Source organism: Vibrio sp. Scap24 (genome assembly GCF_013394185.1).
Lineage (GTDB): Bacteria > Pseudomonadota > Gammaproteobacteria > Enterobacterales > Vibrionaceae > Vibrio > Vibrio pomeroyi.
Genome location: NZ_CP041333.1, coordinates 174,824 through 199,272, shown reverse-complemented (window position 1 = coordinate 199,272; position 24,449 = coordinate 174,824). Strand labels below are relative to the sequence as shown.

General features: G+C 45.0%; 21 protein-coding genes. 8 read left to right on the top strand and 13 right to left on the bottom strand.

Annotated features, from left to right (window positions below; genetic code table 11):
- Positions 1 to 76: 76 nt before the first annotated feature.
- The 7 genes from FLM53_RS16520 to FLM53_RS16490 all read right to left on the bottom strand — a co-directional run bounded on the left by FLM53_RS16520 (position 77) and on the right by FLM53_RS16490 (position 7,992).
- Positions 77 to 319, bottom strand: coding sequence for a hypothetical protein (locus tag FLM53_RS16520; protein ID WP_176678966.1), 243 nt, complete (start codon positions 317 to 319; stop codon positions 77 to 79).
- Between the two features lie 114 nt (positions 320 to 433).
- Positions 434 to 2,170, bottom strand: coding sequence for an ABC transporter permease subunit (locus FLM53_RS16515; RefSeq protein WP_176678967.1), 1,737 nt, complete (start codon positions 2,168 to 2,170; stop codon positions 434 to 436).
- A gap of 4 nt (positions 2,171 to 2,174) precedes the next feature.
- On the bottom strand, positions 2,175 to 3,686 hold the full coding sequence (locus FLM53_RS16510) for an ABC transporter substrate-binding protein (protein WP_176678968.1): 1,512 nt from the start codon (positions 3,684 to 3,686) through the stop codon (positions 2,175 to 2,177).
- A 48-nt stretch (positions 3,687 to 3,734) separates the two neighbouring features.
- Positions 3,735 to 4,586, bottom strand: coding sequence for an ABC transporter ATP-binding protein (locus FLM53_RS16505; protein ID WP_176678969.1), 852 nt, complete (start codon positions 4,584 to 4,586; stop codon positions 3,735 to 3,737).
- Positions 4,583 to 5,341 (bottom strand): ATP-binding cassette domain-containing protein, encoded by a 759-nt coding sequence (locus tag FLM53_RS16500; RefSeq protein ID WP_176678970.1) that lies wholly within the window; start codon positions 5,339 to 5,341, stop codon positions 4,583 to 4,585. Before FLM53_RS16500 ends, FLM53_RS16505 begins: the two co-directional genes overlap by 4 nt.
- Positions 5,342 to 5,579: 238 nt before the next feature.
- Complete coding sequence (locus tag FLM53_RS16495; protein WP_176678971.1) at positions 5,580 to 6,914, bottom strand: MATE family efflux transporter; 1,335 nt, start codon at positions 6,912 to 6,914, stop codon at positions 5,580 to 5,582.
- A gap of 208 nt (positions 6,915 to 7,122) precedes the next feature.
- On the bottom strand, positions 7,123 to 7,992 hold the full coding sequence (locus FLM53_RS16490) for a GyrI-like domain-containing protein (protein WP_176678972.1): 870 nt from the start codon (positions 7,990 to 7,992) through the stop codon (positions 7,123 to 7,125).
- Between the two features lie 115 nt (positions 7,993 to 8,107).
- Here FLM53_RS16490 and FLM53_RS16485 point away from each other — a divergent pair, with 115 nt between their 5' ends.
- Both FLM53_RS16485 and FLM53_RS16480 read left to right on the top strand, forming a co-directional pair.
- Complete coding sequence (locus FLM53_RS16485; protein WP_176678973.1) at positions 8,108 to 9,256, top strand: PLP-dependent aminotransferase family protein; 1,149 nt, start codon at positions 8,108 to 8,110, stop codon at positions 9,254 to 9,256.
- Between the two features lie 207 nt (positions 9,257 to 9,463).
- Complete coding sequence (locus tag FLM53_RS16480) at positions 9,464 to 9,994, top strand: hypothetical protein (RefSeq protein WP_176678974.1); 531 nt, start codon at positions 9,464 to 9,466, stop codon at positions 9,992 to 9,994.
- Positions 9,995 to 10,024: 30 nt separating this feature from the next.
- Here the strand turns inward: FLM53_RS16480 and FLM53_RS16475 are convergent, their stop codons facing one another.
- Positions 10,025 to 10,948: a LysR family transcriptional regulator gene (locus FLM53_RS16475; RefSeq protein ID WP_176678975.1), complete on the bottom strand. Its 924-nt coding sequence runs from the start codon at positions 10,946 to 10,948 to the stop codon at positions 10,025 to 10,027.
- A gap of 90 nt (positions 10,949 to 11,038) precedes the next feature.
- Between FLM53_RS16475 and FLM53_RS16470 the strand changes: the two genes are divergently transcribed.
- The 6 genes from FLM53_RS16470 to FLM53_RS16445 all read left to right on the top strand — a co-directional run bounded on the left by FLM53_RS16470 (position 11,039) and on the right by FLM53_RS16445 (position 17,523).
- The gene (locus tag FLM53_RS16470) at positions 11,039 to 11,281 is read left to right on the top strand and encodes a DUF2798 domain-containing protein (protein ID WP_176678976.1); all 243 of its coding nucleotides are present in this window, start codon (positions 11,039 to 11,041) and stop codon (positions 11,279 to 11,281) included.
- A 94-nt stretch (positions 11,282 to 11,375) separates the two neighbouring features.
- Positions 11,376 to 12,290 carry a GNAT family N-acetyltransferase gene (locus tag FLM53_RS16465; RefSeq protein ID WP_176678977.1) on the top strand — a complete coding sequence of 305 codons (915 nt, stop codon included), beginning with the start codon at positions 11,376 to 11,378 and terminating at the stop codon, positions 12,288 to 12,290.
- A 262-nt stretch (positions 12,291 to 12,552) separates the two neighbouring features.
- Positions 12,553 to 13,542: a rhodanese-related sulfurtransferase gene (locus FLM53_RS16460; protein ID WP_176678978.1), complete on the top strand. Its 990-nt coding sequence runs from the start codon at positions 12,553 to 12,555 to the stop codon at positions 13,540 to 13,542.
- A gap of 192 nt (positions 13,543 to 13,734) precedes the next feature.
- The gene (locus FLM53_RS16455) at positions 13,735 to 13,992 is read left to right on the top strand and encodes a YdcH family protein (RefSeq protein ID WP_102277184.1); all 258 of its coding nucleotides are present in this window, start codon (positions 13,735 to 13,737) and stop codon (positions 13,990 to 13,992) included.
- 143 nt (positions 13,993 to 14,135) lie between these two features.
- Entirely contained in the window at positions 14,136 to 14,594 is a 459-nt protein-coding gene (locus tag FLM53_RS16450) for an N-acetyltransferase (protein WP_176680048.1), read from the top strand.
- Positions 14,595 to 14,841: 247 nt separating this feature from the next.
- Entirely contained in the window at positions 14,842 to 17,523 is a 2,682-nt protein-coding gene (locus tag FLM53_RS16445; RefSeq protein ID WP_176678979.1) for a hypothetical protein, read from the top strand.
- A 115-nt stretch (positions 17,524 to 17,638) separates the two neighbouring features.
- Here FLM53_RS16445 and manA read toward each other — a convergent pair whose 3' ends face one another.
- From manA to uhpT, 5 genes are all read right to left on the bottom strand, one after another.
- Positions 17,639 to 18,844 carry a mannose-6-phosphate isomerase, class I gene (gene manA / locus FLM53_RS16440; RefSeq protein ID WP_176678980.1) on the bottom strand — a complete coding sequence of 402 codons (1,206 nt, stop codon included), beginning with the start codon at positions 18,842 to 18,844 and terminating at the stop codon, positions 17,639 to 17,641.
- Positions 18,845 to 19,110: 266 nt separating this feature from the next.
- Positions 19,111 to 20,451 carry an MFS transporter gene (locus FLM53_RS16435; RefSeq protein ID WP_176678981.1) on the bottom strand — a complete coding sequence of 447 codons (1,341 nt, stop codon included), beginning with the start codon at positions 20,449 to 20,451 and terminating at the stop codon, positions 19,111 to 19,113.
- An 8-nt stretch (positions 20,452 to 20,459) separates the two neighbouring features.
- On the bottom strand, positions 20,460 to 21,956 hold the full coding sequence (uhpB, locus tag FLM53_RS16430; protein ID WP_176678982.1) for a signal transduction histidine-protein kinase/phosphatase UhpB: 1,497 nt from the start codon (positions 21,954 to 21,956) through the stop codon (positions 20,460 to 20,462).
- A complete protein-coding gene (gene uhpA / locus FLM53_RS16425) occupies positions 21,956 to 22,564 on the bottom strand; it encodes a transcriptional regulator UhpA (protein ID WP_176678983.1) in 609 nt (202 codons plus the stop codon). Before uhpA ends, uhpB begins: the two co-directional genes overlap by 1 nt.
- 188 nt (positions 22,565 to 22,752) lie before the next feature.
- Complete coding sequence (gene uhpT, locus FLM53_RS16420; protein WP_102398465.1) at positions 22,753 to 24,147, bottom strand: hexose-6-phosphate:phosphate antiporter; 1,395 nt, start codon at positions 24,145 to 24,147, stop codon at positions 22,753 to 22,755.
- Positions 24,148 to 24,449 lie beyond the last annotated feature (302 nt).

The following is a 24,449-nucleotide window of genomic DNA, read 5'->3' as shown; positions in this document are numbered from 1 at the left end:
GGCTGCCATTTGTTTATTCGACTTGAAATATATTATTGAGCTAGATGCTATTGAGCTAAAACTACAGAGCCTTATGTTATTGAGCTAAGCTCATCAACTCTTCTGGCGAGTAGTGTTCAGCTTCTGCACCTTTGGCGATCAGGTCAATCACTTGGAACTCACTCATATCACCAAACTCTTTGGTCAAGTAATCACGAAACGCTTTTTCGTTCGGCCATTTTCCTCGCACGATATAACCATCTTCTTTGTCAAAATCTTCCGTCTCAAAGAAAGAAAAGTCGGTCATACCAATATTGTGGCAATACAAAACGAGATACATGTTGAATCCTTTACACTTAACTAGGGTCTATTGAACTTTCGAGCAGTTCTAAAAGCAGGCTTAAGGTTACATCATATTCAGCTAATCGAAAACTTAAGCCCTCTTCCTTCTTAGTTAGTCATCAAACATCATGTTGATGGCAGCACCCAATAAAATCAGCCCAATAATAGGCCCCATCACAGCCAATGGTGCGCGCTCAATGTATGGCAAGTTCTCTGCAATCATCAAACCCCATTCCGGCGTTGGTGGCTTTGCCCCTAACCCGATGAAGCTCAACGAAGTCAGGCTCAGAGTGATTACTGGCAACCTCAACAACGCGTGTCTTAGCAACGGCGGTAACACATACGGAAGCAAGTAGAAGCGGAAGATTCTCAGCTTGCTGGTACCCCACAATGGCGCGAGGTGCGTATAAGGTTGAGCCTTAGCTTCCACAATTAAACTAGAGCAGTGCGCCGCTAATGGCGCCCAAGATACCAATACAATCGCGATTAATGCGCTGTTCGGATTCATCCCTGTTAAACCCGCAACCAAAAGGCCAGCAATGATGTAAGGGATACCCTTAGTAATCTCGATAAGGCCTTGGCTGAAGCGGGTATTGAAACCCATGATAATGCCCGTCACCAAGCTCAAGAAGGTTGCCAGAATACCCGCTTGGAAGGTCGCGACCATACCAGAACCGATTCTCGCTAACAGGTCTCGCCCAATGCCATCCGCACCCAATGGTGCTTGCCAGCTCGGTGATGCCAAACGTGCGAATTGGCTGGTGTATGGGTCTCGGAATGCCGCCCATATCACGATAGCAATCAGGAATGAGAAGATCGCAAAAGCAGTGACACGCTTGGCGCGGCTCTGGGTAAAACGAAACGAAGAGTGACTACTGATGAGCTTGCCGCTTTTCAGGCTGTGGCCCAGAATCAGCTGCTGAACAAACAAGCTGACGCTGCTTACCGCAATCGAAAACAACAGTAAGACCAATAGGCCGCCTTGTAACATTGGCAGATCTTGCGCCTTCGCAGCACCAAGAATCATACGCCCGATACCCGGAATCGAAAAAATAAGCTCAACCGCGACTGCGCCACCAGTTAAACCAATCACGATCATCGCGATTTGTGGGATCAAGCTGCTCAGCGCTCTTTTCAGCGCAAAGCGAATAATTTGATTAGAGTGAACGTTGGCACTGAGCCAAGTAATCACCCAAGGTTCATTAAGAACGCGTTGTAAACTGTCTCTGAGTAGACGACTAAACAGACCGCTAGCAGGCAGTGCGAGCGCTAAACTCGGTAGCCAAATGTCTTGCCAGCCTTGCCAACCATACGGTGGTAGCCAACCTAACCAGATTGAGAACACCAGTATTAATACCGAAGCCACCACGTACTCTGGCAAGGATATTAATACGGTGCTTAAACTGCTGTAACTCTGCCCCAATTTGCCTTTCTTCCAACTACGTAAGGTAGCCAGTAAGCCTGCACCACACAGTACGAAAGTCATCACTAATGCGCTCGACATCAAAAACAGAGATGTAGACGCTGTTTTTTGAATGCCTAATGCAACCGAAGAGCCGTCAATCCAAGATTTACCTAAATCACCGGAAAAAGCACTTCCTATCCAATCGATCAGGCGCTCACTTGCCGAACGGTCAAGCTGAAGATCAGCACGTACCGCCGCTAAAGCTTCAGGCGTAAGCAGGTGTTGTTGCCCCGCTCTCGCACGCAGAATGGATTGGCTTGGGTCGATGCCTGCAATGTCAGGCATCAAGCCAACAAGAATCACCACCACAATCAGTGAGGCGATTCTTGATAGCCAAGGCGTCAAGATAAATAAGGTTCGACGCAGAGTCTCAGCAGATAGCATTTATTTAGTTAACCTGTGTTGCCGAGTTAACTTGAGTCGTTTGATCAACCAAGCGACGTTCACTTGGGTCACGAACTACATTGCTTACACGCTCGCTTTCACCTTGAATCACGCGTTCATGAAGCAATGGAATAGCAGCGAAGTCGTTCAGGATTTTTTGCTCAGCTTCAATGATCGCTTGTTGACGCAGTGCACCTAGTGGTTGCAGATCAGCGTGAGTCAGCGCTTGGTCGACTTCTTGAGAACAGAATTGACCAAGGTTGAATGAACCCTTACAGCCAAAGTCACTCATCATGTACGCCACTGGGTCACCAGAATCTAGAACGGTTGCACGAGAAAGGATAAACGCGTCAAACTTGCCTGACAGTGCATCGTTTTCAATCTGAGCGTATTCACGGATATCCAGCTCAACTTTGAAACCAGCCGCTTCAAGTTGCTGTTTAAGTAGTGCTGCCACTTCTGGAAGCTCAGCACGGTCAGTGAAGGTACCGATAACAATGCTTTCACCGTTTGCTTTTAGCGTTTTGTCTACAGCCTGACCTTCAGGTCGAATCGGCTCAGCCCAAGCAAGTGCAGGACCTAATAGGCCTTGCGCGATGTCCGCATGGTTTTCATAAACGGTATTCACGATTTGTTCACGGTCTACCGCAGCAGCCGCGACTTTACGTAGTTCAATATCGCTAAATACGCCTGACTTATTGTTCAGGTAAAGCGTGTTGGTACGAGGCATTGCTACTTCGTAAAGCAGGTTCGAATCAATGGTCGCGATTTGTGAAACTGGCACAGCTTCAACAATGTCAGCCGTACCTGTTCTTAGAGCCGCCGCACGAGCAAAGCCGTTAGGAACGTATTCTGCAATTACAGATTCAACTTGTGCTTTTTCACCCCAGTAACCGTCGAAACGTTTTAGTTTCGCGCTAGTTGTGCCGTTAATTTCTGTCAATTCAAACGGACCAGTACCCGCGCCAATTGGGCTAACACGACCATCTTCTTGGTACGCGCTTGCTGCTAGGATCGCTAATTGAGGGCTTGATAAACGGCTTGGTAGAAGAGGGTCATCGAAGCTGGTTTTGATCTCTACACGATAGTTGTCCATCGCTTTCACTTCTAGCTCTACACCATCTAGGATGCGTGGCTTAGGTGCCGCCTCTAGCGCTTTCTGTAGTGAGTTCACAACAGACTCTGCTGTTAGTGTTGAACCATCGTGGAATTTAACGCCTTGGCGAACCGTGAATTGCCAAGTCAGTGGATCAACGTGTTTCCAATCTGTTGCCAGCATCGGCTCAGCTTCTGAAGTTGGGCTCAGGTTAACGAGCGTTTCAGCTGTGCTCCAACGCGATAGTTTGAACGCGTCATCAGAAAGTGGCGATAGACCTGTTCTTGGTGGCTGCATCATCGCAACACGAATTTCAGATTTGACCGCAGCTTCGCTCGACTCAGGTTGAGAGTCAAAACAGCCCGTCAAAGGCAGAGCCAGCGCTAGAGCGCAAGCCAGTTTGATTGAATTAAAACGCATAAGTTATTGTTCTCTGTAAGCTGTATTTCGTAATAAATAAGGTTGTGTTTAACAAGTAGATTTCGAAAGAGGCTGAGATTCGATCAGCATCTGAGTCGCTGGATGAGCAGGTACACTCATCACTTGAGGTGTCGGTCCATGCTCCACCATCTCGCCATGGTCAAGAACCAGAATTTCTTCGCAAAGCGCTTGTGCTGCGCCTAGGTCGTGTGTCACCAAAATAAGGCGCATATCGCGCTTCTTTTTTAATGAATTCAATAAGTCGAGTAGCCTCTGACGATTCACCGGGTCTAGGCTACTGGTTGGCTCATCGGCAACTAATACTGCGGGTCTAACGACAAGCGCCCGAGCAATTGCCACACGTTGAGCTTGGCCTGTAGAAAGCTGATTGGGTTTTAGTGATAGCAAAGTGGCAGGTAAGCCCACGTCCAACAGCGTCTCTTCAATGATGCTTTCATGATTGCCAGAAACATCTAGGTTGCTTAGCGGCTCGGCCAAGATCTGTCGAACGGTGTAGTAAGGGTTAAGACTGGTGTGTGGTTCTTGTGGCACCAATTGGATCAAGCGACACACAGCTGCTTGCGCTTTGCTATTGCGAATAGGCAGCGAATGACCAAACAAGCTGATGCTACCGAGAGTTGGCGCTTTCAAACCAAACAGCAGTTCAATCAGCGTAGATTTACCAGCACCAGAACGTCCAACAATAGCCAGGCTTTTGTCTTCAACATTGAGGTCGATGTTCTGTAGCGCTTTAAACGCCTTACCACCCAACCAACTTGGCACTGAGTAGTAATGAACCCCGACATTCTCGAACTTAATCTCAATCGGTGTTTGTGTTTCTGAATCAATCACAGGCATTGACGGTGAGACTTCTGAATTTAGTGATAAGGTCGAGCTCATTCGATTAGGTCTCTCAATGAACAGCAGAAAGCGTGAGAGCTCGATTCAAGCGCGTGTTTCGGTGCACCATAAGCCACCACACCGCCATCATCGATCACCAGTAACTTGTCACAGGCTAAGGCGCTGTGCAGGTCATGGGTAATAAGCAAACCACCAATTTGGCGTTGCTTTACATTGTCTCGAATCAGCTTAAGTATCTCTTGCTCTGTCACCGGATCTAACGCGCTAGTCGGTTCATCTGCAATGATGATATCGGCGTTACTCAACAAGCCAATCGCAATACACACTCGTTGACGTTGTCCTCCGGAGATTTGGCTCGGATACAACGGCAAGATGGTTTCTGGATTTGGGAATCCTAACTGCACCAACAGTTCGGTGAGCTTGGTTTTGTCTTGTGATTTAAGCTTAGTGCGAGTCCCCGTCAATGCCAAACTGAGTTGGCCTTCAATGGAAACAAGGGGGTTTAACGCTTGAAGTGCATCTTGAAAGATAACCGCCGGCCTTTGTGCTGCGGTTCTTTGCAACATTGGCAAACCGCACACAGCTTCACCAGATAGAGAAATATGACCTTTAGCCTCAACCGTTTCCGGCATAAAGCCCGCGATCGCGCGTGAAAGCATCGACTTACCAATGCCTGAAGGACCCATGATCGCCAACAGTTCTCCTCGATACACATCGAAGTGGATATCTTGGAAAAGTGTTCTTGAAGAGGTTTTGATCGTTAGTCGGTCAACAGACAATAATGGGGCGTTCACGCAGATACTCATAGATAGATGTTATAACATAACAACTTTATCATTTAGCTGAAGTGATGAAAAGAGAACATTGAACCGTATCGCATTTTATTTGCTATTTAATTGACCAGTTTTCGTTAGGGCGAGTTGACCTTTCGAGCTGATTTTTACAGATACAAAAAAGCGCCCTCTAAATTTATCGTATAACGATAGTCAGGCGCTTTCATAAAGTCTTAGAAATGGCGGTGGGCGTTCTAAATTAATGACACGCCGCTGAGGTATCTTCTGCTGGGAAACACTTTTGTTTAACCTGAGAGATAAACGGGTACAGGAATGCGATACGCCCAAGATAGAACAAGGTAAACGCCAACCACAGACCATGATTGCCCCATAAATCGACCGAAAATGCCTGTACAGCCAAGAACACCAACAAGGTAGCGATGCTAGAGTCTCGAACCGGACGCGTGGTTCCTGTTCCAGTAAAGATGCCGTAAACCGTTAAGCCAAAGCCTGCCACCAGCGGGAACACAATCAGCCACGGTGCCATCTCTTGATACAAGGCAACCAGCGCTGGAATATCGGTGAACAAGAAAACAATCATGTCTTTGAATATCAAGGTTAAAAGCGTCAGCGCAGCAATGAAACCTGCCGTCCATTGAAAATTGAGTCTTAATACACGATCCAACATCGACGCATTTTTCTGACCCACCGCTTTACCTGCAAACACACTCGATGCGTTAGCAATGCCATCAAACATGTAACTGACGATAAAGGTCACCTGCATCAGAATCGCGTTAGCGGCCAGAACATCGGTACCCAGTTTAGAACCAGTACGCGCCATCATGTTGAAGAACACCAAGATGCAAATTGTACGTAACAGTAAGTCAGTATTCGAAGAGATGATTGTCGACAGGTCTTTCTTGGTCATCTTCGAGCCTTGCAGGAACTCAGAGACCGAGATATTGCTCGTCTTCATAACCAGCGTCATACCAATCGCAAAAGTAGTGATTTGTGCAATCAAACTTGCGTATGCCACACCCGCGACACCTAAATCGAAATAGAGTACGAACACCGCATCTAAAACAATGTTCAACACGTTGCCAAACACTTGCGTGTAAAGGACTTCTTTGGCTTTCGCCTGCCCCATCAACCAACCGATAATGGTATAGTTGAGCAGCACAAAAGGCGCACCATAAATCAAAATGTTGAAGTAGATATGTGCTTGCTCAGCCACATTCACTTCAGGCTCTATCACCCACATCGCACCTTGCCAGATGAGGGGTTGTATCAAGATAAAAATCAAACCCACCAAACCAGACAACACGAATGGACGCATCAAGCTACCCGCTAGCTCAGAGCGATTCCCTTTCCCCAATGCCATCGCACTTTGCCCTGTCGTGCTGACACGGAAAAAGCCAAATAGCCAATACATGGTGTTCATAATGATGGTGCCGATCGCCACACCACCGATCAGTTCAGCGATGCCAAGCTGACCAATCACGGCGGTATCCACCGCACCAAGCAGAGGCTGGGTAACCGTTGAGATGATGAAAGGGAAAGCGATTTTTAGATAATCTTTGTGGGTAATGGTCATATTCTAGCGAGTGATATTAAGAACTATTTGCAATTGGAAAGGGATGCTATCGCTTAATCCGTACGTTGTCATCATTTACTGGGGCAAATTATCAACAAAGCATCTTTATCTTAGCCCACCTACATAGAATTGTTGGCAGCTATTGGTCGTGCTAATTTGTCTCAACAAAAGATCAAAGTCTGGTTCAACAAAACAGCACAACCATCGATTAGTAAAAACTCACGGGAAGGTAGAAGTCGAGCTCAAACACTTCATCGGTGTTAAGAAAGTGATTCTGATGATAATGCACATAAGCTGGAGTCGAACGCTGCTTGAAGCCAGACGTAGGTAGCCACTTTTCTAATACCATGCTGATCTGTGGGAGCAGTTCTCCATAACGACCATTGAGTCGAAACACCGCATGTAAGCCGCCCGGAATCACCATCTGATTAACCACACTACGATACTTTATCGGCTCATCAATCGCGATACACGCCACGTAGCGACACTGATCCATCTCAACCCAAGCAGGGTTTGAGTGATGCAAACCAAATTGGCTCGAGAAATCGCGTTGTTCGGAGTTCGCCCACGCGTTCAATATCAGCCACGCATTACGTATAGAGCGGTTATAACCCGTATGTCGCACATAAGCTGCCATGCGCTCAGGCACTTCAATGATCTTAGGTTCAGGCAATACTCGCTGCGCGACATTCAAATAGCCTGCTGCTACTTCAGGATCTTTCAAGTAGGGCTTTTCGGCGATCTGTAAATCGTGCTTACGCCACTCACCTGGCGACATGTTAAAGGTTGCTTTAAACGCGCGGCTAAACGAAGACACTGAACTAAAACCACACTTACTGGCGATTTCCACCACCGAGGACGTGGTATCGAACATCAATTGGTTGGCAGCATACTCCATTCGGGTGCGTCGAATGTATTGATGTAACGACTCTCCAACCACGCTTTTGAAGGTGCGATGAAAGTGCTGTTCGGAATAAGCTGCAATCTCAGAGAGCGCTTTTGCCGACAAAGGCTGGCTAATGTCTTGGTGAATATGGAACAGAACATCATTGATTCGAGATATGTGTTGACGCGACATCGTTTAAATAGCATAAATGGACATGTTTAAGAGCATAAACGGACACGCTTATTTTTACAATTGCCGTGTAATATCAAGCGATAGAATAAAAACGAAAAACGACGAGACACAACACATGGAAATCGCACAGTCATTACAACAGATTCAATCTTCATACATTCGAGAGATCCTCGCAGCTGCAAGCGATCCAAATGTCATTTCATTAGCCGGTGGTTTACCAGATGAGAAAACATTTCCTATAGATTTGATGAAGCCAACGCTAGAAAACCTAGCGAACATGCCTGAAGTTTTCCAATACGGTTCGACTGCAGGTTACGGCCCATTGCTTGAGCACCTAACGCAAAGCTACCAACTGCCAGAGACTCACACAGCAATGATCTGTACTGGCTCTCAGCAAGGTCTAGATTTGATTGCTCGTGCGTATGTTGATCCGAATGATGTGGTTGTCATGGAAGCGCCAAGTTACTTGGGTGCGATGCAAGTGTTTGGTTTGGTTCAAGCGAACATTGTGACTGTGTCTCAAACTGAATTTGGCCCGAACCTAGACGAACTAGAGACTTGCTTTGAACAGCAATCGCCAAAGATGTTCTATGCGGTGCCAGATTTCCATAACCCGACTGGCGTTTGCTGGACAACAGAAACTCGTCAAAAAGTGGCTGAGCTGTGTATCAAATACAACGTAGCATTCATTGAAGATGCGCCTTACCGTGAGCTACGTTTCACAGGTACAGAGTTACCGTTGGTTTCATCTTTCTGCCCAGACAACTCTATCGTTCTTCGTTCATTCTCTAAGATTGCATCGCCAGGCTTACGTATTGGGGCGGTGACAGGTAAACGCAGCTACCTTGAGCCACTGATTAAAGTGAAGCAAGGCGCGGATTTACACTCAAGTGTACCTATGCAAGCGCTGCTTGTTGGTCTTCTAAAGCATGAAGATTTCAACCTGCACATGGAAAACATTCGCACACTGTACAAATCACGTTATGAAGTGTTGTTCTCAGAACTAGAGAAACAACTGCCTGCAGACTGTGTACTGAAAGCAGTAGACGGCGGGATGTTCATTTGGGTAGAAATCCCAGAGTGTGACACCTTCGAGCTGGCTAAAACTCTACTTTCGAATGGCGTAGCGGTTGTACCAAGCCCAGTATTCTATCCAAAGGCTGATGAAGCAAAAGCTGCACTGCGCTTAAACTTCACTAACGCCAACCCAGAAGAATTAACCGAAGCGGTAAAACGCTTAGCGGAAGTACTTAACCAAGCGTAATCGCTGATTAGATAAGACAGATTAACACCAAGGCCCTGCTGTATTTTTACAGCAGGGCCTTTTTGATTGGCACCTTCACTGTTTAGTCTTTCAATCTTTCAAATATGCATTTATCACATTCAATATTGTCTATTTTTGAATGCTAAAAACCTGCATAAGATAAGCACATCAAACGACACCACCACTTATCACTGAAAGGTTATGACTATGAGTACACAACAACTGATTCTTGAGCTTACGTTAATCGGATCGATGTTTTTGATCACCGGCTTTTTCCTATTTCGCTCATACAACTCAAGTGATGCGCTATCTCTAAAGGCACAAAAAATTCTAACTGGCTTACTGGGTGCATTCCTTTTGATGGCAGGCACAGTAAAGTTCTTTGACCCATTCACGACCATGTTTGCGAAGCAGATTGCTTTGAGCGAACTTCCTTTCCCAACGCTTTCTCGCTGGGCAGGTCAGTTAGGTGAAATGGCGGCAGGTGTGCTGCTGTTGGTGGTTATGATTGGCGGACGCAAGCTGAACACCGAATTACGTAACAAGGCGATGCTCGCTTCAACTCTATTGACTACCGCGATCATGGTGGTTGCAGTATACGTCCACCTTTTGCCAAGCGTGCCTGCAGAAGTGCTACCACTGCAATCGAAACCGCCGGTGATGACGTTGATCATCCTTGGTTTAGCTTGGCTTAATGCTTACCTGTACCACAAGAACAAACAGCCGTTATCTAAATAGTTCGAACCTTAACGCCAGCTTAGTCTGGCGTTATTCGTTTCTATCTTCATTAATCGAAGCCAAAAACTCAGCAGAATTCTCAAACCTCTCAAAGATCATATCCCTAAACGCCACTACTCGGCTTGCTATCAGCTTTCTATCCGCCCACAACATAAACGCTTTGCCTGTTGGGCATTCTACGTCTGGTAACACCTCCACCAATTTATCTTGCGATGCAAAGCGCTCAAATGACGATTTCGGCATCAAACATATTCCTGCCCCTAATACAGTCGCCTCAATGTTGAGCCTTAAACTGCTGACCGAATACTTAGGTTGGTAAGGCACACGAATGGTTTTACCTCGCTGCTTCAAATCCCAGTAAGGCATGTTATTTCCAGACAACAACCGATGTGACACCAGCTCTTCAGCACTGTTTGGCGTACCGTTTTTCTCGATATAACTTGGGGAAGCCGCTAACACCAATGGCGATTCAAACAGCTGGCGTTGGATAAGATGTGTGGCATGCGGAGGGCTAGTCACCAAGGCCAAATCGATCTGCTCATCAAAAAATCGCTCTGTACCTGCGCTGAAATGAATCGAGATATTCACCTCTGGGTGCATCTCCATAAACTCAATCGCGAGCTTTTGCAGAAAGTAATCTGCAAATGGCTCTGGGCACGACACTCGAATCTCACCGGTCAACACAGGTTGGCTATTAGATAGCTGAGTCCACTCATGATCAAGCTGAGAGAAAAGCGAAGCAAAGCGTTGATAGTACTCATCCCCCGCCGTCGTGAGTTGGAACTGCTTAGCGTTGCGGTGCACCAGCTTTTCACCGAGTTTATCTTCAAGGTGAGCCACGGCTCTTGATAACGTTGGCGCAGACACATGAGTTTGCAAACTCGCAGCGGCAAAGCCACCACACTCAACAGACTGACAAAACAGGTATAGATTGGAGATATCTTTAGCTTTCATATATGCACGATTCAGATTCAAAACTGTCTATTTTTGGTTGTTACTACCGAGATTAGAATAGTGCCATCAATGAGTCAATCGGAGCACATCATGAAAAAATTTCCACGTAAATTCCAATACCCACTAATGGTTTCTATGGTACTGCCAACCATGCTGCTCAGCATGCCAGCCATTATGGTCGCTAAAAATCTCCCACAAGGCGGCGTATTTTTTGATGCTTGGCTAACCGCTGTCGGTCAAATACTTCCATCCGCATTATTGTTACTGGCTGTGGTTGCCCCAACGGTTCGACTGTTCGTGACTAAGGTGTTGTTAGAACCAATGAGCAAGTAGCCATAATATTCGTTGATAGTATCAATATTATTGACAGCAAACCGTCCTTGCGATTATTGTTGATACTATCAACGTATATTTCTATGGAGAGAACATGTCATCAGTTATGCAGATCAGAAGCGAGCTACGTTATCTCGTTCGCGAACTTGGGTTACTGGATAAGAACTGCCTCAACTCAGGCTTATCACTGACACAAGTTCACCTTCTAACTTACCTGCGCAAGAACGGACCGACTCCCTTTTCTGAGCTCAGCATTCAACTCAGTGTGGAAAAGGCATCGCTAAGCAGAACGCTTAATTCTCTAGTCGAAAAGCTCTATATCGAGACCTCGCCCAGCGCAACGGATAAGCGCCAAAAGCTGTTTTCTCTGAGACAAGAAGGATTACAGCGACTAGAAGAAGCCGATGAATCTGCTAATAGCGAATTGTCTCAACTGCTCAACTTGATGAACCCCGAAGACACACAAAATGTGATTGATGGGCTGCGAGCGTTGCGACTGAGTGCCTTTCGTAAAAACGCCACTCACAACAAAGCCAGAATACAGATCGAAGCTTGCTCGCCTGTGTATCGCGCTGAAATTGATTCACTGATTAATGACACCTTTGCGGATGAACAAAGTATTCCCGGGGATCTCATTCCTCTTTCTGCCGATATCCACCAAAAGTGGTGGCTCGCACGATCAGGTGAATACGTATTGGGTGCAGTCGCCGCTTGGGAGCAAGAAGGCGAATGGCACTGGGGACGTTTTGCGGTCGACAATCGATTCCGCGGCTTGGGTATCGGCAAAGCATTAGCGCGTTATTCGCTGGTTCAAACTCTAGACGAGACCAACCAAGTTCATATTGAAGCACGCGACACCACCGTCAACATCGTAAAAGCACTTGGCGGAGAGGTTATTGGCGATAGGTTCGACTTCTATGGAATGCCAGTCACACCCATGTGTTTAACCCTAAATCAGCTTGAGGAAGCGACAAAAGCGCAGGAATTCACCCTGCCCACTCACCTGTAGTCCTTCTTTTATTGCTCACGTTACCCGTTATCAAACAATCACCTGCCTAGGACTTCACTGGCAGGTGAGGTGAATCATCAAAACCCTATTTATTGAGGTGTTAAATAGCCCTACATTTGGTTGGTTTTTGTCCTACATCGCCTTGGTTATACTGCAGCGGATTTTAATAAGCCATCATGACAAGCTAGGTTTCGTTACCCAGCTATGATCAGAATAGGCAACCGCTCTGGATTTACGTTCCAGCTCGCAGAAAGGAAAAACCATGTCTCAATATGTTGTATGTGCTCTGTATAAATTCGTAGCACTTGATGATTACCAAGAAATTCGCCAACCACTCACAGAATTGCTAGAAGCCAACCAAATTCGCGGTACTTTGTTACTTGCGAGTGAAGGTATCAACGGCACCGTTGCTGGTAAGCGCGAATCTATCGACGCTCTTCTTCAATGGTTCAAGCAAGACTCTCGCTTGGCTGATGTCGTTTACAAAGAGTCGTTCAACGAAGAACAACCATTCAACCGCACCAAGGTTAAGCTTAAGAAAGAGATCGTAACCATGGGCGTTGAAGGCATCGACCCTCGCCACGTTGTCGGTACGTACGTTAAGCCAAACGAATGGAACGACCTTATCTCAGATCCAGATGTGATCTTGGTGGATACTCGTAACGATTACGAAGTCGATATCGGCACATTCAAAAATGCCGTAAACCCAAATACGGAAACCTTTCGTGAATTCCCTCAGTACGTTGAAGAAAACCTCGACCCTAAGAAACACAAGAAAGTCGCGATGTTCTGTACTGGCGGTATTCGTTGTGAAAAATCAACAGCCTACATGAAAGAACAAGGCTTTGATGAGGTCTACCACCTTGAAGGCGGCATTCTTAAGTACTTAGAAGAAGTACCAGAAGAAGAGAGCATGTGGGAAGGCGACTGCTACGTATTTGATGGACGTGTTGCGGTTAACCACCAGCTAGAAAAGAGCGGTTACGATGTATGTAACGCTTGTCGTCTGCCAATCACTGATGAAGACAAAGCGTCTGAACACTTTGAGAAAGGCGTAAGCTGCCCTAAGTGCATTGATAAGCACAGCGATGAACAGAAAGCGCGTTTCCGCGAGCGTGAAAAGCAAGTTCAGCTGTCAAATGCTCGTGGCGAAACCCACGTAGGTGGCGAAGCTGCTCACCTTATCGAGCAACGTAAGAAAGAGAAGCTAGCACACAAAGAGCAACAACGCTCTGGTAAAAAAGCGAAGTAAGCTTTCTGCTTTAGACCTATCGTTGTAAACGGGTAACTTATAGCTATAAACAGAAAAAAGGGCGCAAGTTCGAAGACAATTCTTCGAGTTTGCGCCCTTTTTTGATCGCTTTACTTCTTTGTGTTTTGAACCACATTTCTTTCGATAAATTGCTTCTATACTGTTAGTAATTCGACTAGAGAGGAAGTGCCAATGCTCAATGAAAACCATGCCTTTATCTTAGATTTCCCAGATCTTAAATTAGACATTGTTCAGCTCAACCACGACGACGAAAAATTCAAAGCAGACATGCAGAAATACCACCAACTCGACTACGACATTCGCCAACTAGAAATCTCTGGCAGCCCTATCGATGACGACAGCATGCACAACCTCAAAGTAGAACGCATGGAGCTAAAAGACTCACTTCACAAGCAACTCACTCGACATCACGCGCTTAAGTTGGTTTAAGCTAGCCCTACAAATACGACTTTCAGAGCCACGCACACCGCGTGGCTTTTCGTTTAATACGCCTATAAATCGATTATGGTATTGTTTGCTTATACAGAGCTGAGAACAAGGAAGTGGAAAGAGTGACAGTCAAGGATAACAAAATACAACTCCAACTCGTTGCGAACTCAGAATTTGAAGAACTGTTTGCTTGCGTCAAACAAGGCATTTTCGAACATGTCGACAATGTGTTTGGCTGGGATGACGACTTTCAACGTAACCGACTGTTAAACGACTACCACCCCTCTTGGTTTCATTGGATATATAGCAAAAAGGAAAGAGCCGGACTCGTCTGCTTTAAACCTTACGATAATGCATACCATATCCATCTACTAATTATTTATCCTCAATACCAAGGCAAGATGCTTGGTAAAGAAGTGATGTCACTCATCCACAACAAAGCCCTTCGAGAGCAACGAAACCAGATCACCCTCTCTAGTTTCAGAAGTAACACTCACGCCATTCGCTTTTATGAGGCACTTGGCTATCAGGTTATTGATGAGAGCAACGCTCATTTTGCTTCCTTAAGCTTGAAAGTTTATAAAATACAAGAAGATATATAACAATATCAATTGATAAGTATGTAAATTACAGGTACTAAACATTCACCATAGATATCACTCGCAGATGTTACTCAGCTAATAAGATATGTCTCTAGAATAAACACTCCTGCTATTTCCGCTATATACCGTTTTGATACATTCCTCACCAATGGCACTCAATTTATAAATAGTCATATTTATCAATGACATTCTCCCAATTGATTCCAGAGTAATAATTTTTTATCAATAACTTAATAGGAGAACTAGCATGAATGGTCAACGTTCACTGTTAGCAGTGGCAATAGCCCTAGGGATAGCTGGTTGTGGTAGCGATAGTTCGGGTAGCTCCACAACTGATACTGGCGGTTCAACAGCAACTTCAGCGTCTTTAACAGCAAAGGCCGCTGATGGCTATCTGGTAGGTGCTAATGCATGCTTGGATCTAAACAGCAATAAAGTGTGTGATAAGGATGAGCCAAACGCAGTAACAGGTGACAATGGTGAATTTACCATCGATAACCTGACTCAAGAGCAACTAGAACAGAGCACTCTGTTGATTGAAGTGGTAGCTGGACAAACCGTCGATACCGATAACCCAGGTGTCGTTCTAAGCAAGAGCTATCGCTTAACTGCGCCACCAAAATCCACATTTATTAGTCCACTAACGACTCTGATTCAAAATGAAATCGAGAGTGGTTCTTCGTTAGAAGAAGCTAAATCAGCTATTCAAGAGAAGTTGGGGACAACACTCGATCTAACACAAGATTATATCGAAGCCAAAAACAATAATGACTTAGCCGGTTCACAAAAAGCGGCTTTTGAAAACCTACACCGCGTTGCTCAAGTTACTGCTTCAGTCATGGCAGAGAATACTGATGCACTATCAGAAACCGCTGCGGGAGCTGGTATCTCTGTAGAAGCGCTCACGGCCTTGATTAATGAAGAAGTTACTCGAGTCTTAGACGAAGTCGTAAAAAATATTGAAGCAGCCGGAGAAAACTTCAATCCAAGCGACATTGCTGGCAGCATTAATCGTGATCACATCGCTATTGATGACTCTAATCTTGAAGATAAAATTAAAGAAAACGAGGCAAATAAAGGCTCTAAGCAGGCCGATCTTGCGAAACTCATTAAAACAGATGGCATCAATTGGTTTGGCGGCGCGAATGAAACAGGTACAGACTTAGTGGTTGCTTATGGAACACTAAAGGCTGCTTCCGATAACTCAATCACTGAAACCGGTTACATTTATGACTACTTTGCTGAGCAGTTTGTTGAATTTGAAAATACTCCCGACGCAAATAGCATGGTTTTAGGAAAAGACGGTTGGGAAGCGAGCGATGATACCTTAACGAGTATTAAGACAAATACAGGTGGCAGTGTAACCCTAGAGTCTAACAGCTCAATTTTTAATGAAGTTGCTAGTGCTAAGCAGTTGGATATCAGTGGACTTAATGTTCGCTCAATAATGGATCAAACAGATGGTGAGAACGTTTGGTCTCAAATTATGCCTGCAGGATTAAAATTCCCAGATAACACCACGGCATATAAGTTATCAGTGGAAGATCTCTACGACAATATTTTTACCTTTTACAAGGGTGATTGGTGTGCAGAGTACGACCCAAACCGCTACGAAGCACTTAATAACTCGTGTAACGGAATAAGCGCCTTCAAGAATGGCAGCGATACATGGCTTGCGACTTTAGCATCGACCATCGCTGAAGATGAATCGGATCGTCATGACACTGCATATAACAACCATGCAGATTTAATTCCAATGGCAGGCATGGAAAGTGCTGAGATATTTGCACAGCTTCTGTCCAACGGTACAGTGGTTTATTATTCGAGAGCCTGGAAGCTAGACTCTACATTCTCCAGATTACCAGAACTCGGTTCGTGGGAAGATCAATCAGTGAATGGCGAGGTATTACGTAAAGTTACCATTCCTGAATCTATCCACTCGCAAGCTACATGGTCTAACTACCAAAAAGAAGATAACTCCGCTTACTTGTCTGTAGTCGAAGGCTTTGTGCGTATTACCTACAAAGAGCTGGAAGAGGCTGGCAGTGAAGCTTATATCTTTGACGAAGCGACTAAGCAGTTCATTTTGGATAACGCATTAACACCACAACCTTTGCACCCTCTCAACCTACAAGCTTGTCTTGACTCACTACCAGATGCAGGGTTCGTCTCAGCAACCAATGACGTCACGGTTTACGATGTACAGCGCACACCAATATGGGATCCTGAGCCAGTAACACAGAACCTAACTTATGAGTTTACCTATCTTGGGAATACTTTCTCTTGGCTGAATGACGTTACGCTAGTTACCGGACTTCCAAGTTGGATTTCGGACTTGGCAGGTAGCTTAGAAAAAACGCGTATCGATATCAAAGATCCGGAAGGTGTTTTGATGGGGTATGAGTATTCATATAGCTCTGAAGATCACTATCTAGGTCAAGAGGGCTTTAACTCTGATGACTCACTAGGTTGGGGATCGGCTAAAGCAGTATTACCACTGGCAATTGCAGATAACCAAAAAATCATCAATCAAATGGTAGATTTCGGAACCTCAACCAATGCACCACTCACATCACAAATCGACTATTGGTATGACGAGATCAGCGGTGAATTCGGTGAAATAGAGTACCCTGGATTAAGAACCGTTTCTGTAGAGACTTCACTAGACAATATTATCGATGCACAAACTTACTTTCTATCAACCTTCAACTACCAAGAAACCTACCTAGGTAAAGAGGAAGTCACTGTGCCTGCAGGTACCTTTGCTGCATGTAAGGTAGAAAGTGAAACTCAATTTGAAAATGACGGACCTCGTGACACTCAAATAACTTGGCTTACAAACCGAGGTTCAATTAAATCCATTCGAGAGGAGTCCTCTTGGGGTATGTCGATTGTAATGGAGGCAAAAAGCTTACCTTCTATTCAATAATCGATAAGTAATACGAACAAGCCAATATCTTATTGGCTTGTTCACCCTTCCATTAACCCTTTAAGACAACATCTTCATTCGCAAAACTTGATAGTATTTCCAGCTGACCACTTTCTTAGTTAAAAGCTCTAGCAACTCGCCCTTCACTACTCAGTTCGTAATGACCAATGTAGGCTGGGATAAATACCGATTGCCCTTTAGTGAGTGTTAAGTGCTCGCCTTTCTGACTCATTAGCGTTAGATCATCATCTATTGCCATTAAGATTTCAGCACCGCTTGTGATGACTCCCTCTTGCTGTGGGCAATGGAAGATATTGAAACTAAAATCGCTGACAGGAATAGCATAGCTATCACATTGCCCCAGCTTTGAGGGCGCTAACAACAAACGGTTAAACGGAATTGGAATGAACTCTGTACAAGCTATCAACTCAGCAACATCAATATGCTTTGGCGTTAAGCCCGCACGCAACACATTGTCTGAATTTGCCATAATCTCGAGCCCGGTTCCGTTAATGTAAGCGTGCGGAGTGTTCGCATTCAAATACATCGCTTCGCCCGGCTGTAACGTGATCAAATTAAGTAGCAGAACACAAAACAGACCTATATCGTTCGGGTATTGATGGCTAAGCTCAGTAACCAACGCAAACTCCACCTGGTCTTGGTGAGCAGCTGCGTAGGTCAGAAGTTGATCTAATGCTTGATGCTTACGTTGGTTATTTAACGTGAGTAAATCGCGGAAAAACGTCTCTAAACCTAGAGAATTAAGGTTGTTACCAAACTCTTCAACCAAACCAGCAAGCTCACTAGAATTCAATTGTCTGAATAGGCCTAATATTTCATCGAACTCTCGAAAACCATTCATCGCTTGATATTTAGTAATCGCGTAAACCAATTCAGGCTTGTGGTTCGAGTCTTTATAATTGCGGTGATCAGCAGTCAGAGGGATCTTTGCTTGCTCTTCTCTCGCAAAGCCTAACTCAGCTTGTCGCTTGTTTGGGTGCACCTGAACAGACAGCGCTTTTTCTGCTGCCAAAATCTTAAATAGGAACGGTAGCTCACCAAACGACTGCGCAATATCGGTTGATAGGTAGGCCGGTTTATTCTTGTTAATCAGCTCAGATAGAGGCACTAAATGTTGATCAAGCTTCACCATTGAGCAGCCTTTTGGGTGTGCTCCCATCCAAACTTCCGCTTGTGGTTGTTGTGACTCATTTTTGAAGCCAAACAGTTCACGTATCGAAGAGATACTTCCCCATGCATAATTTTGGATAGTGTTTTCCATTGGGAAAAATGAGTGTTCTGAGAAGTGACTGAGTGACATGGCTTTTTCCGTAGTGAGCCCTCTGAAGGCAGTTCAAGAGCGCTGATTCTAATAACGTGAATAATTAGAAAGACTACAGAGAGCAGCTAGAACCCACATGAGATGGGGTCTTAGACGCAATAGGAAAAATTCTTAGAAACGGATGAGATAGATGAAAAGCGTGAAAAGAGTCACATTTGAATGCTACGTATAAAGACGCTTAAGACAAAAATAGCTGCAAATAACCATAGGGCCGTAAACCGCTACTTTGTTGACAAAAAAGTACCTTATAAAACAGAGCGAGCTTCTGCACTTTTCTGAGGTGATTGAGCTTGTAAGAAAGGCAGTAGAAGTAGCCCGATAACGGCCGCACAAGTTGAGATGGTAATGAAGAACCCACTCCAACCGTAGGTTTCTAGAACGAGCGCTAATGGATAACCAGAAAGTGCCGCGCCCATATAAGCAAATAAGCCGACAAAACCTGTAGCCGCCCCGGCAGAATCTTTATGCGAACATTCTGCGGCAGCCATACCGATAAGCATTTGAGGACCAAAAACAAAAAAGCCAACACAAAATAACCCAGCAGCTTGAAACACAAAGTTGGTTAATGGCATCAACCACAATGCAGAAACTGAAAGAAATATGCCGATGGCAAACAAAATATTCATCGGGCCACGGTTGCCACCAAATAGCCTATCCGATCCCCACCCAGCAACAAGTGAACCAACGAAACCACCAATCTCGAACAGAGACAACGCAGCGTTGGCGTTTATCAGGCTGTAATCGTGCTCTTCGGTTAAATATAAATTGCCCCAATCATTAACCGCGGTTCTTACGATGTAGACCAACACATAACTAAAGGCGAGCAACCAAATGTACTTGTTGCTGAACACGTAAGTTTTCAAGATGTCTCGATAGCTTAACCCTTGGCCATGGCTCTCTTGCGCCAACTCTAGATGATCGTTACGCCACTTCCCGACTGTCGGAAGCCTCATTGTGGTGGGCTTGTCACGTAAGCGCCAACAAACGATAAGACCAATAAAAACACCAATCACACCCGGCCAAATAAACCCTGCTCGCCAACTGAATTGAAGAGTTAGGTAGCCTACAAGAATAGGAATTAGTGCACCACCAACGTTGTGTGCTGTATTCCAGATAGCCCAGCGAAAACCTCTTTCAGAGCGGGAATACCAAGTCGTCAATAGCTTGGAACACGATGGCCATCCCCAACCTTGGAACCATGCATTGAGCACCCAAAGTGAGATGAAAGCCGCCAACGAACTTGAAAAGCCAAACGCGATATTGATCAAACCTGTCGCGATTAGGCCAAGTCCCATGAAATAACGAGGATTTGAACGGTCGGAGATCGTGCCTGAGATAAATTTCGATAAACCATAAGAAAGATAGAAGAGTGTGCCAATCAAGCCGATATCGCCTTTGTCCAATCCAAGATCAGTGATCATTGCTGGTGCGGCATAATTAAAGGTTTTACGAGTGAAGTAAAAACCTGCATAGCCAACATACATTCCTATCATGATGTGAAGACGCCAATAACGATAACTCTGATTGACCTCATCATCGCTTAGGGTATGACTTTTTGACGTTGTTGAGCGCAGAAATCCAAACATATTCGTTCTCACACTTTAGGTAATATAACGCTGATATCGGAACCCGAAGAAAGGTCTTTGGCGTTGATTGTCATCTTGCCGCCGAGCGCCTGAACACGCTCTTGCATACCACGAACACCCATTCCTTTGAGAAGATCCTGCGCTGTAAAACCAACACCATTGTCTGTAATTCGAAGATAAGCTTGATCGTCTAAAGTCAGTTCTATCCTAATTTCACTTGCTTCAGCATATTTGTGGGCATTATTTAAAGACTCTTGGCACAGTCGGAAGAGAGTAACCTTGAGCGTGTCACTCAAACATGAGTAGTCACCTTGCCAATTTAACTGAATATCAACACCGTGATCCGAAAACTCCATTTCACGTATGAGCTGTTCAACGGAGTCCTTCAGGTCAAGGTCGTCCAACATTTTTGGTCTTAGCTTCGTTAGCAAACGCTTGGTGGTGTCATAAACATTCAACGATAATGATTCAATCGTACCAGCACAGCGAACGCTCATTTCAGCCGCATCGACACGTTTGATAATGCTCGCTTGAGTCCGAATTGCCGTGATGTTCTGGCCTATCTCATCATGTAACTCACGGGCAATATCACGACGAACCGATTCTTCAGCGGTGACTAACTGACGGGAAAGGTTTTGATTCCTAGAGAGCTCACTTCGTAATTTCGAGTTGAGATCTTTTTGTTTTTGAACCGCTAAACCAAGCAAGATACCTGTGATGGTCTGAGCGGAAAGAGACAAGAGTAAATCAGTAATTTCGAGTTTGGACGTGCCACTGTGGGCTGCAATCAACGCGACACTGTTCAATAGAGTAGCCAGTAAAGCACCTTGCCACCCGTAACGAACGGCGAGCAAGATAATAGGAATCGCCATACAGAACGGGGCGAAGCGCCTTAGTTCATCAGGCAAACTGGTTTGTATCAAAATACTGGCGACCAACAAGACGCTGTATAAAGCGATGTGACGGATTTTGAACTCAACAACATTGTTGATTAAGTAAGAGCTCAGTGGTGCCCACTTGTTTTGGAATAGATAGTTCCAGACCAGATAACACATCGGCACCAACATCAAACCACCTGTGATACTCACCAACCACACCATGTAAACGGCTGGGACATGAGAGCCCACCACGGCTACATTAATCAGTGAAGTGACCATGATTAAGCTCGCCATCACTAACAGGTGACGGTTTTGGTCACCGTAATAATACCGTTTGGCAAATAGAGTAGCTGGAATGCTTAATCCGCTGGCGATTAAAATAGTTAACCATTGGGGTTCATCCAGTAATAGAGCCAAAGCGATCGCGAGCCCCCACTCTGCAACATAAATGGCAGGCCAATAGTGAGTGCGAGTGTGCAGCGTCATACCCAATCTTAACGAGAATGGGAAAAGCAGAATGGCTAACTCTGGGTCGTTAATAAAATAGAAGGCAATAACCCATAAACAAAACCATGCGCAGCCAGCCATGAAGACGCCACATAAGGAGGTGGCCAGATAGGAACGCATTAGTATTGTTCTTGCGTGAACAGTTTCGCTAACTCAACGTTGTTTTTAACATTGAGTTTATCCATCGCATTAGCGCGGTGCACATGTACCGTTTTATGGCTGACACCCAATTCTACGGCGATAGATTTCACATCGAGCCCTGTTGCTAATAGCTGACAGACTTCACTTTCTCTTCGGGTGAGCTGATTTATCGAGGCTTTGTTCTTTATTGGTGTCGCGAGCTTGATAGCGATATCGGGTGTGAGATAACAGCCACCGTTTGCACTCGTGTGTACGGCTTGGATTAACTCATCAGGGCTGCAGCGTTTGCTGAGGTAGCCTTTGGCGCCTAACTCTAATGACTTTTCAACCATCGCAGGAGAATCATGAACGCTCAACATGATGCTAGCAATGCCTGACGGTATCTCTTCTAACAAACTCAGGCCACTTTCACCCTGCATTGAAATATCCAAGATAACCACATCAGGATGACAACTTGGTAATCCGAGACGAGCTTCTGCCGCAGAGTTAAATTCACCTACTACCGTAATATCAGCTTCAAGGCTGAGTAATTGAGCAAACCCAGATCGAACAATAACGTGGTCATCAACAAGCGCAACATTAATCATGATAGTAACCAAAATTAAGAGTAAGAAAGAAAAATAGCCCCAATAGGAGCTATATAGAATTAAGTTTATTGATAGAGATGATACTGAATCGAATTAACGATTGGTATGATCTCACGTGCTTTAAACCAATAAATCACGTGAGACTATCTACCCGAAACTATGCTTTCGAGAACAAGTACCCAGACAAGCTACGCGTTTTGGGCCGCTAAGTGCATTTTCTTCGCGTGACGAATCTTCTTCTCTTCGGCAACTGCAACAAATAATAGCAATACGATACAAATAGCTGCTGAGGTGTCGAGTGCAGCGAACGTTCCTTTCCAGCCTGTTAAGCCGAAAATAGGTGTTCCGTCCGCAATCATACCTAAGCCAAGTTTTGCAAAGCTATCACCGATTAGGTAAGCAAATGTGCCCTTCACACCATCCGCAACGCTGATTGCTTTCTTAGGTACGAAACCTACCGCAGCAACACCAATCAGTAACTGAGGACCGAACACTAGGAAGCCCAGCACAAACAGTGATGCTAAGTACATGAACTCACTCGTTGCGTGCTGGTAGAACTCTAGAGAAACGATAATCAGACCAAGCGACACACAAGCAACCAAAGCACGACGTCCGTTCGCAAGATCAGATAAATAACCCCACATTAGCGTGCCGACCAGAGCGCCAACCTCAAACAGCGTGAAGCCTGAAATCGCGGTTTCTTTTGATAGACCTAGCTCTTGATACGCATAAACGGTAGACCATTGATCGATACCAATACGAACAATGTATAAGAAGATATTCGCGAAGCAGAGCAGCCAAATCACTTTGTTTTTAAGGATGTATTCAACAAAGATCTCTTTCTTCGTCATCTGATTTTCTTCAGCGGCCGTGTCTTCTTCGCTGACTTCTTCATCAAACAACTCTTCAACCGTACCTAGGCCGTATGCTTCTGGAGAGTCATTACCAAAGCGCATACCAATAAAACCAACCACAATCGCGATGATTGATGGGAACACGAACATACCGATCACGTTGCCATCAAATAGGTAGTTAGCACCAAATAAAGCAACACCAGCAGCGCCTGCGCCACCCACGTTGTGTGACATATTCCAAAGGCCTAAATAAGAACCACGCTTGTTACGAGGCGTCCATTTAGTGATGGTTGAGTAACTTGAAGGTCCACCCGTACTTTGGAAGAAACCACTCAACGCATAGAAAGCCACCATCAAGAATAAACTCGCGCTGCCGCCGCCCATACTGAAGCTGAAGCCCAACATGGCAATACCGGAAAGAACAAGCATGAATGGCAGGAACTGTTTGGTGTTTTTACCATCGGCATAGTAGGAAACAACCGTCTTACCGATACCGTAAGTAATTGAGAAACCCAAACCGATAAGGCCAAGATCCGTCATCGACAAACCGTAAGTAGAAATCATGTCGTTTTGTGCGACATTGAAGTTCTTACGGATCAAATACATGGTTAGATAACCGATGAACACCACTAGGTAAGATTGTAGGAAGGGCTTGAACCACATTTTTCTTCTGGTTTCGACCGGAAGATCCAGTGTCGGTTTTCTAACCTGATCTAGGAACTTTAGCATTGTAAACTCTCTTATTATTGATGAGGTTTGCACGGCATATTACAGACCATGCATTCTTTGCAATTTGATAATTGAAATAATAAGGAGTCTAAAAAGCGACCACATGAGAGAGGGTCTTAGAATAACTAAGAAAAATTCTTAGTTCAGAATAAGGCATCATGAAAACGTGAAGAGTATCACTTTGTTTAAAATGTGTTATATCGTTTGGAACGATTTGGAGATAAGCCATCATTCAAGCCATGCTCGATCCCTTCTGAGCAACCAAAGACCTATTTCATAGAAATGTTTAGTAGAAGTCTAAT

Coding starts and splice junctions, on each gene's coding strand:
- manA (WP_176678980.1), bottom strand. CDS start 18,844: ATGTCACTCAGTCACTTCTCAGAACACTCATTTTTCCCAATGGAAAAC.
- FLM53_RS16520 (WP_176678966.1), bottom strand. CDS start 319: ATGTATCTCGTTTTGTATTGCCACAATATTGGTATGACCGACTTTTCT.
- FLM53_RS16475 (WP_176678975.1), bottom strand. CDS start 10,948: ATGAAAGCTAAAGATATCTCCAATCTATACCTGTTTTGTCAGTCTGTT.
- uhpA (WP_176678983.1), bottom strand. CDS start 22,564: ATGATTAATGTTGCGCTTGTTGATGACCACGTTATTGTTCGATCTGGG.
- FLM53_RS16485 (WP_176678973.1), top strand. CDS start 8,108: ATGGAAATCGCACAGTCATTACAACAGATTCAATCTTCATACATTCGA.
- FLM53_RS16490 (WP_176678972.1), bottom strand. CDS start 7,992: ATGTCGCGTCAACACATATCTCGAATCAATGATGTTCTGTTCCATATT.
- FLM53_RS16495 (WP_176678971.1), bottom strand. CDS start 6,914: ATGACCATTACCCACAAAGATTATCTAAAAATCGCTTTCCCTTTCATC.
- FLM53_RS16510 (WP_176678968.1), bottom strand. CDS start 3,686: ATGCGTTTTAATTCAATCAAACTGGCTTGCGCTCTAGCGCTGGCTCTG.
- FLM53_RS16455 (WP_102277184.1), top strand. CDS start 13,735: ATGCTCAATGAAAACCATGCCTTTATCTTAGATTTCCCAGATCTTAAA.
- FLM53_RS16460 (WP_176678978.1), top strand. CDS start 12,553: ATGTCTCAATATGTTGTATGTGCTCTGTATAAATTCGTAGCACTTGAT.
- FLM53_RS16435 (WP_176678981.1), bottom strand. CDS start 20,451: ATGTTTGGATTTCTGCGCTCAACAACGTCAAAAAGTCATACCCTAAGC.
- FLM53_RS16465 (WP_176678977.1), top strand. CDS start 11,376: ATGTCATCAGTTATGCAGATCAGAAGCGAGCTACGTTATCTCGTTCGC.
- uhpT (WP_102398465.1), bottom strand. CDS start 24,147: ATGCTAAAGTTCCTAGATCAGGTTAGAAAACCGACACTGGATCTTCCG.
- FLM53_RS16515 (WP_176678967.1), bottom strand. CDS start 2,170: ATGCTATCTGCTGAGACTCTGCGTCGAACCTTATTTATCTTGACGCCT.
- uhpB (WP_176678982.1), bottom strand. CDS start 21,956: ATGCGTTCCTATCTGGCCACCTCCTTATGTGGCGTCTTCATGGCTGGC.
- FLM53_RS16505 (WP_176678969.1), bottom strand. CDS start 4,586: ATGAGCTCGACCTTATCACTAAATTCAGAAGTCTCACCGTCAATGCCT.
- FLM53_RS16470 (WP_176678976.1), top strand. CDS start 11,039: ATGAAAAAATTTCCACGTAAATTCCAATACCCACTAATGGTTTCTATG.
- FLM53_RS16480 (WP_176678974.1), top strand. CDS start 9,464: ATGAGTACACAACAACTGATTCTTGAGCTTACGTTAATCGGATCGATG.
- FLM53_RS16445 (WP_176678979.1), top strand. CDS start 14,842: ATGAATGGTCAACGTTCACTGTTAGCAGTGGCAATAGCCCTAGGGATA.